This window comes from Chitinophaga pinensis, from assembly GCF_007896845.1.
GTDB lineage: Bacteria > Bacteroidota > Bacteroidia > Chitinophagales > Chitinophagaceae > Chitinophaga > Chitinophaga pinensis_C.
This window is the reverse complement of the sequence record NZ_VOHS01000057.1, coordinates 21,838-31,530: the sequence shown is the minus strand read 5'-3', so window position 1 is coordinate 31,530 and position 9,693 is coordinate 21,838. Positions and strand designations below refer to the sequence as shown.

The following is a 9,693-nucleotide window of genomic DNA, read 5'->3' as shown; positions in this document are numbered from 1 at the left end:
ATGAAAAGATCAAATTCTTTTTTTTGGTGGGATTAGTCGCTTCCGGCGCATTACTAACTGCCTGTTCTGATGATGAAGATGAAATTGATAATCCGATAGTATCTGATCGCGATGAGAATTTTATGATTCAGGCCTCCTATGGCAACTGGGGCGAGGTGAGTATGGGTAAACTGGCTGATTCTTTATCTGCGGATGCCGGCGTGAAAATGTTCGGGCAACTATGCAGACAGATCATTCAAAGGCACAGGATGATCTGCTTGGGTGGCAAATGACTGGGGTGTAAACCTGCCGGATGGCCCGGACAGTGCGCATTTTCATATGAGACTGAATATGCAGATGATGGCTCCGGAGATGTTTGATACCGCTTATATCAAAGGACAAATCAGGGATCATGAGAAAACAATCGCGCTTTTCGAAGACGCAGCCGCCAATAGTAATCTCAGAAGCTGAAAGATTACGCCAATGAACATCTTCCAACCATCAGGATGCATAAAGCAATGGCAGATACAATGGCAATCAGACTACTGGCCCGTTAGTGATTATGAGCGTTCAGGGAAGTATTATAATTTATTCATGTAAAAGAAGAAACAAAAAAAACGGTCAGTATACTAAGAATATTAGTATTTTGGCCGTTTTTGCTATCTTTGTAAACTATGACACTTTTTGAGGATATCGACCTGTTTGACGAAGGGCAAAAGCGTTTTACTGATTTCCAGTTACCTGATACGGAATTAAAGTTATGGGAGCGGTTTTTCGAGAAAAAAGCTTCTGATGAATATTTTAATGTATTAAGAGAAACTACGCCATGGCAGCAGCGTACGCGTAAAATGTATGATAAGACGCTGCCAGATCCCCGTCTGACTGCCTTTTACGGTGGACAGAATGGTTATACCTGGACGCCTGTATTGCTGGATATCAAAGCTGCTGTAGAGACAGCCTGTGGCATTACCTTTAATCGTGTACTATTGAACTATTACCGGGATGGGCAGGATTCTGTATCCTGGCATAGTGATAATCCTTCTTCCAGCGGTAAGCATTATGCTATTGCGTCTGTGACCTTCGGAGAAACCAGATTGTTTAAGGTGAGACATAAGGAGAGAAAAGATGTAGCGCCACTGGATATCCCTCTGACGCATGGCAGTTTTCTGTTGATGGGAGCCACTATGCAGGAGCATTATGAGCACCATGTACCGAAGACTGCGAGGAATATCGGGGCGAGGATTAATCTTACTTTCAGAGTGTCAGATACAGAGGTGAATACGAATTATGGTTTATTTCAGCAGGGGTGATATTTAATTTTTCCCATACTTCTCCTGATAGGCACGGGGTGTCATAGCCACATACCTTTTGAATATTTTTCTGAAGTAATCGGTATCCTCATACCCGCATTTTGATGCGATCTGTCCGATCCCTTCATTTTTTCCTTCCAGCATTTTCTTAGCAGCTTCCACCCGTACACGTTGCATGTATTCAAGGGGAGTATTGGTGGTAGCTTGTTCAAACCTCCGGATGAAATTGCGTATACTCATATTACAGTGGCGGGCCAGCTGTTCGATTGTAAGCGGCTGACCAAAGTTCTTTTCGATGTATTGCTGTGCCTTTGTGATGGCTTCATCTGCATGGGTATGCTGAAATTGGAAAATAGAAAATGTGCTTTGCGGCTGATCATGTACATTGATCATAAGGATTTTTGAGGCAATGACCGCTTCTTCATGTCCACAAAACTTTTCAATCAGATAGATCATGAAACTGGTAAAGCTGAATGCGCCCCCACAGGAGTATAGCCGGCCCTGATCAACAATGATCTTATCATCCTGTACTTCTATCTCAGGGTGATGGCTCCTGAACTTATCTGCAAAGAGCCAGTTGGTGGTCGCTTTTTTACCATCGAGTAAACCTGTTGCAGCGAGCATAAAAGCCCCTACGCATATGCTGGCCAGTTCGGCGCCCTGTTGGTATTGCCTTTGCAGCCACCTGATCAGCACCTGCTCTCTGGCAACAACCAGTTCTATCTTCTCGAAGCGCATAGCGGGAATGATGATGAGATCATATACTTCTTTAGCCCCGGTTTTTTTTGATACTAGTGATCCGGGAGCACCTGCATATAATTTCTCTTCAACAGGTGTGATAAAATCGATCTGAATAGCTGTTTTCAGCGGAATACCGGTCAGCACCGGATACATACGGGCCATTCCGCTCCATATATCTGCAGGTCCTGTTACACAAGTGGGAACGGCGTCGGGGTAGTTTAAAACAGCTATGCGCATACCTTTTTATTTCTTAAGTACAAGTTACGTCCAATCAACTGAATTAGTGTAAGTGATTGGCAGGATCCTCCTGTTTAATTGTCATTTTTGCCACCGGTATACAGAGGGTATTCTGGTTAGTTTTGATAAAGTTTATTCATTAAATCAACACAGATGAAAACACCCGATTATCAAAGTACGGTAAAGATTGCGGCTGCTCCGCATGATGTATTTACAGCCATTACGCAAAGAATTCCCGAATGGTGGTCTGAGGATTATGAAGGCGCATCAAAGGAATTGAATGATGTGTTTATTGTAAGGTTCGGTCCTTCATTTTTTCAGATGAGGATAACTGCGCTTATGGAAGATCAGCAAGTAGAATGGTATTGTATGGACACGCATCAACAGGCTCCTCCGGGTACCAGACCAGTAGATAACCCTAAAGAATGGGTAGGTACAACCGTTGTCTGGACGATCTCCGGTGAGGGAACAGATACGACATTAACCCTGACACATCAGGGGTTGACACCGGCATTTGAATGCTGGGCCATCTGTGAACAGGGCTGGAATCAAACGATCAACAGTTTACAACAATTATTGAATACAGGCAAAGGACTGCCATTTGCTTGTCTGAGCGGGGAGTTTCTGGAACAAGCAAAAGTGCAGCAGGCCATGGAGCAATAGCAGCTTGTATAGGCTTCATTCGGAAAAATGGTTGAATTCCGGGAGAAAGACCGACAGCGGTACAGGTTACTTTTGTTGTATTGAAACACACATAAAACTGTACAGATGTTTGTAAAAATGAAGACCTTCTTATTCGCAGTGGCATTAGGTTGTACAATGGCTGCCTGTAATTCGTCCATGGATGTAGCCACTTACAACAATGAACTGATCACGGTGATCAATGACAACGAAAAACAGATCGCCGGTATGAATGAGGCGATGAATTCAAAAGACTATACCCGGGCGGAACAGGCAAGAACTACCTGGTCTGAAGCACTGGATATGCAGATAAAAAAAGTGCAAGAATTAGGCAGCTATAAAGGTGATGATGTATTGCAAAAAGGTGTTTTGACGGGTTTACAAACCTACAGAAAGGTTGTTACGGATGATTATAAGGAATTGATTACTATCCGTAAGGCAGGTGTGGCTGATCAGGAAACAGCGGCCAAAGAAGAAAAAGCACTGAATAACATCAATGATGCGTTTGAAAAGGCTGCAGAAGAAGTCAATAAGGCTTCTGATGCTTTTGAGAAGAAATACGCAAAATAGGCCCTGTTAACCCCGATAGTCGGAAATGAAGCTTATAATGGCTTCATTTCCGGCTTTTTATATGTCTGCACCTGCCCATGTTTGATCCAATGTGTTGAAAATTAATATATTTGCCCCTCAAATATATCTATGAGAACTATCCTGATTACTTTGATATTGTTAAATACGATCTGGGGTTCGCTGTGTGCACAGACGGAGGAACTGACAGAAATCGCAATAGAAGGGGCCAATCTCTTTAGCAGTGAAATGGCTTCATGGTACGGAACAGATCTTGCACTTCAAAAGTACCCTAAGCTGCAGGAGGAGTTGGGCGGGTATTTCTCCTATACGAAAGGTGATGCTGCTATCTGCGCTTTTTACTCGAAGGAAGAGCAACCGGCTGTTATCTGTACCGTTTCTTTTGATGCGGATTACCGGCTGGACAAAGCGATAATAGCAGCTGACAGGCGTGCATTTACCCCGGAGGAGCAGATCCTGTATGGAATGAGGGTGGTGGCACAGCAAGCCATCAAAACGGATACGCTCTTCAAACACTACAGGAATACCAATCTGAATATTATCCCGCTTGTTCGCAATAATGTCAGAAAAGTATATGTGCTGACAGGGCCGAATGTATCGGGTGTCGTTATTTTTGGGAATGATTATCTGCTGACTTTTGATGAGCATAATAAGCTGACGGGCACCAAAAAGCTGCATAAAGATATCATGGTATTGAAGTACAGCAAAGTGGAGGATTCCGCTACAACGATGCATACGCATCTTCCCGAAACAGGCCCTTTCATCACGGCAACAGATATCTGTACTTTGCGGCTGTATGAAAAATTTGCAGGATGGAAAGAACACGTGGTTGTTTCACAGACGGACGTCTCTATCTGGAATTGTGCGCATGATATACTGGTCGGCAGACCAAGAAAAGAGTGGGAAAAGCAAGGGCAAAATAATGAGGAGTCCCATTGATTTATAGGGTTTTCGAGGATCGTATAGCCGGAATTAAAATAAACATAACCTTGCGTTAATATTAAAATCCGGGAAACCGTCCTAATATTACACCCGATTTTCAAACCACGCTGACTTATGGGGGATTTTTACAAGCAAGACAACAAAATTACTTACCTTAATGTTATTTCCGGAGACTTTGCCTTAGAGTCTGTGTATTACATTGGTAGCATTCCGGACGATCTTCAGCCAAATATAGCCTTATAACGATAGGAGAGATAAATCGGCACAACACAAAGATGCAATGACCGTCAGGTCAAAATAAACACGTCTATTTACATAAAGCATAATAGTAGATTGCATGAACAAGCAGTTTCTTTTAATGGTAGCGGTATGGCTTTCGGCCGTAAGCCCTTCCATGGCCAACGCGGCAGGTCATTTTGTATATGATCAGGTAACCCGCCAGGAACCTATAAAGGGAGTGGTAATCGGCACCGATGGTGCGCCGATACCAGGCGCTTCAATCAAGTCACTTACCTCCAACAAGGGTACTACGACAAATGAGCGCGGAGAATTTACCTTGCAGGGAGCTGCAGGCGACAAACTGGTGGTTACCTTCATTGGTTACACCCAACAGGAAGTGGTAGCAACCAGCACGCCAATGCGTATTACTTTGTCAGGCAGCAATAGTCAGCTGGGTGAAGTGGTAGTAGTAGGTTACGGTAGCCAGACCAAGGCGGATGTAACCGGTGCGCTGACACAGTTGAAAGCAGACAATATCAAACAGGGCGTAACAGTATCTGTTGATAACATGCTTCAGGGTAAAGTTTCTGGTGTGCGTATCGCACAGTCCAGTGGTGAACCCGGTGCTGGCGTAGATGTATTCATCCGTGGTGTGGGTTCTATCCGTAGTGGTAGTACACCGCTCTTCGTAGTGGATGGTATTCCATTGAGTAATGATAACGTGAGTGCAGGTGGTACAGACTTTGGTCTGGGTTCTTCTGAGCCTAAAAACCCGCTGAACTTCCTGAACACCAGCGATATTGAAACCATCACCGTGCTGAAAGACGCTTCTGCAGCAGCTATCTATGGTGCAAGAGGTTCTAATGGTGTGGTGCTGATCACTACCAAACGCGGTAGCAGAGGTACGTCTACACTGACTTACGATGCGTATCTCGGTACGTCTAAAGTGATCAAAAAACTGGATGTACTGAATGCGGACGAATATCGTAAAGCGATCAAAGATCCGGCTTATGACCACAAAGGTAACACTGACTGGCAGGATGTAATCTATCGCAATGCGTTTACACAGAACCATAACCTGTCTTTCGCCAAGACTACCAACACCGGCAGCTACATGGCGTCTATTTCCCGTATGGATCAGGATGGTATCGTTGAAACCAGCTCCTTCAAAAGAACAACTGCAAGACTGAACGCAGAAGAGTCTTTCTTCGACGACAGACGTCTCGTTGTTAAACTGAACCTGACTGCAAGTGATATCGACGAAACCGGTATCCCTAACGGTAACACCGCAGGTTCTGATGGTCAGCTGATCATTCATGCCCTGATGGCTAACCCAACCCGTTCAGTATATGACTCTCTGGGTGGTTATACCAACTTCAACATGAACGCTCACTATAACCCTGCTTATCTGCTGAGCATCTACAAAGATAAAACCAACACCTTCCGTGTACTGGGTAACGTTGAAGCGTCCCTGAGACTGTTGAAAGGGCTGAACTATCGTATCAACTACGGTATCGATAAATCAACTTCTGAGCGTAACTCTACCATCTATCCGAACATCACGGACAGAACACCACTGGGTGCTTATGCGCAGAACAACCTGCAGTCACATACAACTTTGCTCGACCAGTATCTGACTTATAACCGTTCTATTGACAAACACACCTTCGAAGTATTGGGTGGTTTCTCTTATCAGCAGTTTAAATTCGCTGGTACTGCTTTCGGTATGATCAATATCGCAAAACAGGGACAAGGCGTAGATCCTGAATACAACCCGGGTTATTCCGGTACGCCAACCATTCCAAGTGGTTATGCACAGGAGAACGAACTGCAGTCTTACTTCGGACGTGTAAACTATAACTACGATAACCGTTATCTGGTAACAGCCTCTCTCCGTGCAGATGGTTCTACCCGTTTCGGTGAAAGTAAAAAATATGGTTACTTCCCATCCTTCGCACTGGGCTGGACCCTGTCTCAGGAAGGTTTCATGAAAGACATCAGCGCTATTCAGAACTTAAAGCTGAGAGCTAGCTGGGGTCAGACAGGTAATCAGGAAGTTCCGAACAAAATCACGCAGGCCAGTTACTCTCTGTCTACTTCAGCAGGTTACTACCTGTATGACGACCTGAAAGTGGTAAATGGTGTACTCGTAAACCGTACTGCTAACCCGAACCTGAAATGGGAAATGGTTGAACAGTATAACATCGGTGCTGACTTCGACCTGTTCAAAGGTAAATTATATGGTTCCGTGGAGTACTATAACAAGACTACCAAAGATCCAATCCTGAACATTCCTTCTGGTCCGCTGAGCCCAACCACTACTGTATGGAAAAACGTAGACGCCAGCATCGTAAACAAAGGTTTCGAGTTCACATTGGGAACTACCCTGATCCGTACAAAAGATTTCAACTGGTCATTGGATGTTAACGGTGCTACCATCTCTAACACCATCAAAGACCTGCCGGTTTCTGAACTATACTCCGGTAGCATTTCCGGTCCCGGTCTGTCTGGTGTAAACGCTAATATCTATAAGAATGGTTACGAAGCTGGTTCATTCTTCATGCTGAAACACCTCGGTTATGACAAGGATGGTAAAGATATCTTTGAAGACAGAAATAATGACGGCGTAATCAATGCTGCTGACAGACAAATCTTCGAAGGTGCTATTCCAAACTTCAACTTTGGTCTGAATAGCCAGATGCGCTATAAGAAATTCGACCTGTCATTTGCCGTTATCGGACAGACAGGCGGTTATCTGGTTAACAACACCGCACTGGATCTGAACATCAACAGCCTTGCATCTGACCGTAACGTACTGAGAAAGTTCTACGAAGCAAATGCAAACCCTGCTAATGCTGTACAGCTCTCTACATTGTATCTGGAGAAATCTGACTTCGTTCGCTTAAGCAACCTGCGTCTCGGATACACTTTACCGCTTGAGCGTGTACAGTGGATCAAATCCGTGAACGTGTATGTAAGTGCATCTAACCTGCTGACCATCACTGGTTACTCTGGTTATGATCCACTGGTGAACACAACTAAGACAGTTGGTGGTAACCAGTCACTGGGTATCGACTACACCACTTATCCGGCTGCAAAATCATTCCTCTTCGGCACAACAGTTAAATTTTAAGAAACCAGATCATGAGAAAGAAATCATTTAAACTTCATACACTGGCCTGTGTTGCACTGACTGTTGCAATGACAGGTTGTACAGACCTCAAAGAACAAGTGATCGATGAGGTACTGGGTTCAAACAATTCAAATCCTGAGAATGCGCTGGCAGCCGCTTACGGTCAGCTGGGTGATGGTACCTTTGTGGACCACGGTAACGTATTCGCTCTGCAGGAGTATTCTACCGACGAAGCACTGCTGCCTACACGTGGTAGTGACTGGGGTGACGGTGGTGTATGGCGTGCTATACACGAATTCACATGGGCGCCTGACAACTCTGTTGTTACCAATACATGGAACGCCCTGAACGCAGGTATCACCAAATCCCTGACAGCGATCAGCGCTATTAATGCTAAACCTGATTTCACCAACAAAAAGCTGTTTCTGGCGGAAGCAAAAGGCCTGCTGGATTTCTATACTTTCCATACACTGGATCTGTATGGACAGGCTCCTTACCGTGATCCGGCTGATGTAAATGCGCCGATAACTGTAAGAAAGGCAGCTGAGGGAATTGATGAGCTGATCAAAGACGTAGAGGCGATCCTGCCTGATCTCGCTAATATAGGAGAACAGAACACACACAATGGTCGTTTTACCAAACAGGCTGCTTTTGCACTGTTGTCTGATATGTACCTGAACCGTGCTGTATTCAAAGACCGTTATGCTTCCAGCTTCAAATTTGATGAACCGGCAGTAAGTGGTACTGGTACGGACATGGATAAAGTAATCGAGTATAGTACCCTTCTTATTCATGATCCGACCTTACTTCTGAGAAAGAACTACTTCGAAAATTTCGATATAAACAACTCTGGTGGCGCTGAACTGATCTTCGTCGTTACACAGCAGATCAATACTCTGCGTAACAGCGATAACGATTTCGCTTACATGTCCATGGAAAGAAACCAGAAGCCTTCTCCTGCCAACAGGGGTACAAACGCTTCCTGTATCACTCCTGAGTTCTACAAGACCTGGGAGAACAACCATGACGACCCTCGTTTCTCCCGTCACTATCAGTACGCTGACGGTACATGGTTCATGAACGATGGTACTGACGTGAGTGTACCTGCTACCAGCATCGTACCTAACAGTGCTTCCCTGCCATGGTTCCACTTTAACCGTGGTTTACAGGTTGGTCAGCAGTATGGTCCTAAACTGTTACCTAACGGTACTTTCGAAATGACGGATAATGGTCGTATCAAAGTAAGCAAACTGACCTGCGAAAAGAATACATCTCTGCCGATGGACTTTACGCCTGAGCTGAAATTTGATAATCCGGTTCAGTCAGTATTTACACAGGCACAGATCAATCAGGGTGTACGCGTGTTCAAATATGAATTCGATCCGGAAAGAGATAACAGCTCCAGCAACGTAGATATTCCACTGTACCGCCTGGGTGGTATCTATTGTATGAGAGCAGAAGCTTACTTCCGTAAGAACCAGTTTGACCTGTCACTGGCTGATCTGAACAAATTACGCACTACCAGAACCCGTGAATCACTGTACGGTAGTGTTCCTGGTAAAGAGCTGATTACTGTTAATGATCTGATCCTGTATAACGAAACCGGTTACGAAATGTACTGGGAAATGTACAGAAGAAAGGCCGCTATCCGTTTCAACAGATTCGATAGCCCTTGTACTGCAAAACCAGCATCTCAGCCGTACAGAAGGATCTATCCGATCCCTCAGTCAACGATGGATGCTACCAAAATATACACACAGAACGATAAATACTAATTAAGGTATTTCTTTAACACACACTGAGAATAAGAGGCCTGCCGTCTGGCGGGCCTCTTTATTTATAGGCATGTTGTCGCTGAAATGT

At 44.6% G+C, this 9,693-nt stretch carries 9 protein-coding genes; 8 read left to right on the top strand and 1 reads right to left on the bottom strand.

Annotated elements, in window-relative coordinates; translation table 11 throughout:
* From FEF09_RS27285 to FEF09_RS27275, 3 genes are all read left to right on the top strand, one after another.
* Positions 1-272: hypothetical protein (locus FEF09_RS27285; protein ID WP_222597184.1), on the top strand; the 272-nt coding region annotated here is incomplete at its 5' end.
* Positions 262-450 carry a DUF4142 domain-containing protein gene (locus tag FEF09_RS27280; RefSeq protein ID WP_146308030.1) on the top strand — a complete coding sequence of 63 codons (189 nt, stop codon included), beginning with the start codon at positions 262-264 and terminating at the stop codon, positions 448-450. The genes FEF09_RS27285 and FEF09_RS27280, both read left to right, overlap by 11 nt.
* A gap of 203 nt (positions 451-653) precedes the next feature.
* Positions 654-1,289, top strand: a complete 636-nt coding sequence (locus FEF09_RS27275; RefSeq protein WP_146308029.1) for an alpha-ketoglutarate-dependent dioxygenase AlkB family protein — start codon at positions 654-656, stop codon at positions 1,287-1,289.
* 3 nt (positions 1,290-1,292) lie between these two features.
* On the opposite strand, the gene FEF09_RS27270 is transcribed toward FEF09_RS27275, so the two are convergent.
* Positions 1,293-2,267, bottom strand: a complete 975-nt coding sequence (locus tag FEF09_RS27270; protein WP_146308028.1) for a GlxA family transcriptional regulator — start codon at positions 2,265-2,267, stop codon at positions 1,293-1,295.
* Positions 2,268-2,420: 153 nt separating this feature from the next.
* Here FEF09_RS27270 and FEF09_RS27265 point away from each other — a divergent pair, with 153 nt between their 5' ends.
* The 5 genes from FEF09_RS27265 (at position 2,421) to FEF09_RS27245 (ending at position 9,605) form a co-directional block, all read left to right on the top strand.
* Complete coding sequence (locus tag FEF09_RS27265; RefSeq protein ID WP_146308027.1) at positions 2,421-2,930, top strand: SRPBCC family protein; 510 nt, start codon at positions 2,421-2,423, stop codon at positions 2,928-2,930.
* A gap of 105 nt (positions 2,931-3,035) precedes the next feature.
* On the top strand, positions 3,036-3,518 hold the full coding sequence (locus FEF09_RS27260) for a hypothetical protein (RefSeq protein WP_146308026.1): 483 nt from the start codon (positions 3,036-3,038) through the stop codon (positions 3,516-3,518).
* Between the two features lie 129 nt (positions 3,519-3,647).
* Positions 3,648-4,475 carry a hypothetical protein gene (locus tag FEF09_RS27255; protein ID WP_146308025.1) on the top strand — a complete coding sequence of 276 codons (828 nt, stop codon included), beginning with the start codon at positions 3,648-3,650 and terminating at the stop codon, positions 4,473-4,475.
* A 340-nt stretch (positions 4,476-4,815) separates the two neighbouring features.
* A complete protein-coding gene (locus FEF09_RS27250; protein ID WP_146308024.1) occupies positions 4,816-7,830 on the top strand; it encodes a SusC/RagA family TonB-linked outer membrane protein in 3,015 nt (1,004 codons plus the stop codon).
* Positions 7,831-7,841: 11 nt separating this feature from the next.
* Positions 7,842-9,605, top strand: a complete 1,764-nt coding sequence (locus FEF09_RS27245; RefSeq protein WP_146308023.1) for a RagB/SusD family nutrient uptake outer membrane protein — start codon at positions 7,842-7,844, stop codon at positions 9,603-9,605.
* Positions 9,606-9,693: the final 88 nt, after the last annotated feature.

What these genes read in the sequence shown, in the direction of transcription:
- FEF09_RS27275 (WP_146308029.1), top strand. Translation starts at nt 654, where the DNA reads ATGACACTTTTTGAGGATATCGACCTGTTTGACGAAGGGCAAAAGCGT.
- FEF09_RS27270 (WP_146308028.1), bottom strand. Translation starts at nt 2,267, where the DNA reads ATGCGCATAGCTGTTTTAAACTACCCCGACGCCGTTCCCACTTGTGTA.
- FEF09_RS27265 (WP_146308027.1), top strand. Translation starts at nt 2,421, where the DNA reads ATGAAAACACCCGATTATCAAAGTACGGTAAAGATTGCGGCTGCTCCG.
- FEF09_RS27260 (WP_146308026.1), top strand. Translation starts at nt 3,036, where the DNA reads ATGTTTGTAAAAATGAAGACCTTCTTATTCGCAGTGGCATTAGGTTGT.
- FEF09_RS27255 (WP_146308025.1), top strand. Translation starts at nt 3,648, where the DNA reads ATGAGAACTATCCTGATTACTTTGATATTGTTAAATACGATCTGGGGT.
- FEF09_RS27250 (WP_146308024.1), top strand. Translation starts at nt 4,816, where the DNA reads ATGAACAAGCAGTTTCTTTTAATGGTAGCGGTATGGCTTTCGGCCGTA.
- FEF09_RS27245 (WP_146308023.1), top strand. Translation starts at nt 7,842, where the DNA reads ATGAGAAAGAAATCATTTAAACTTCATACACTGGCCTGTGTTGCACTG.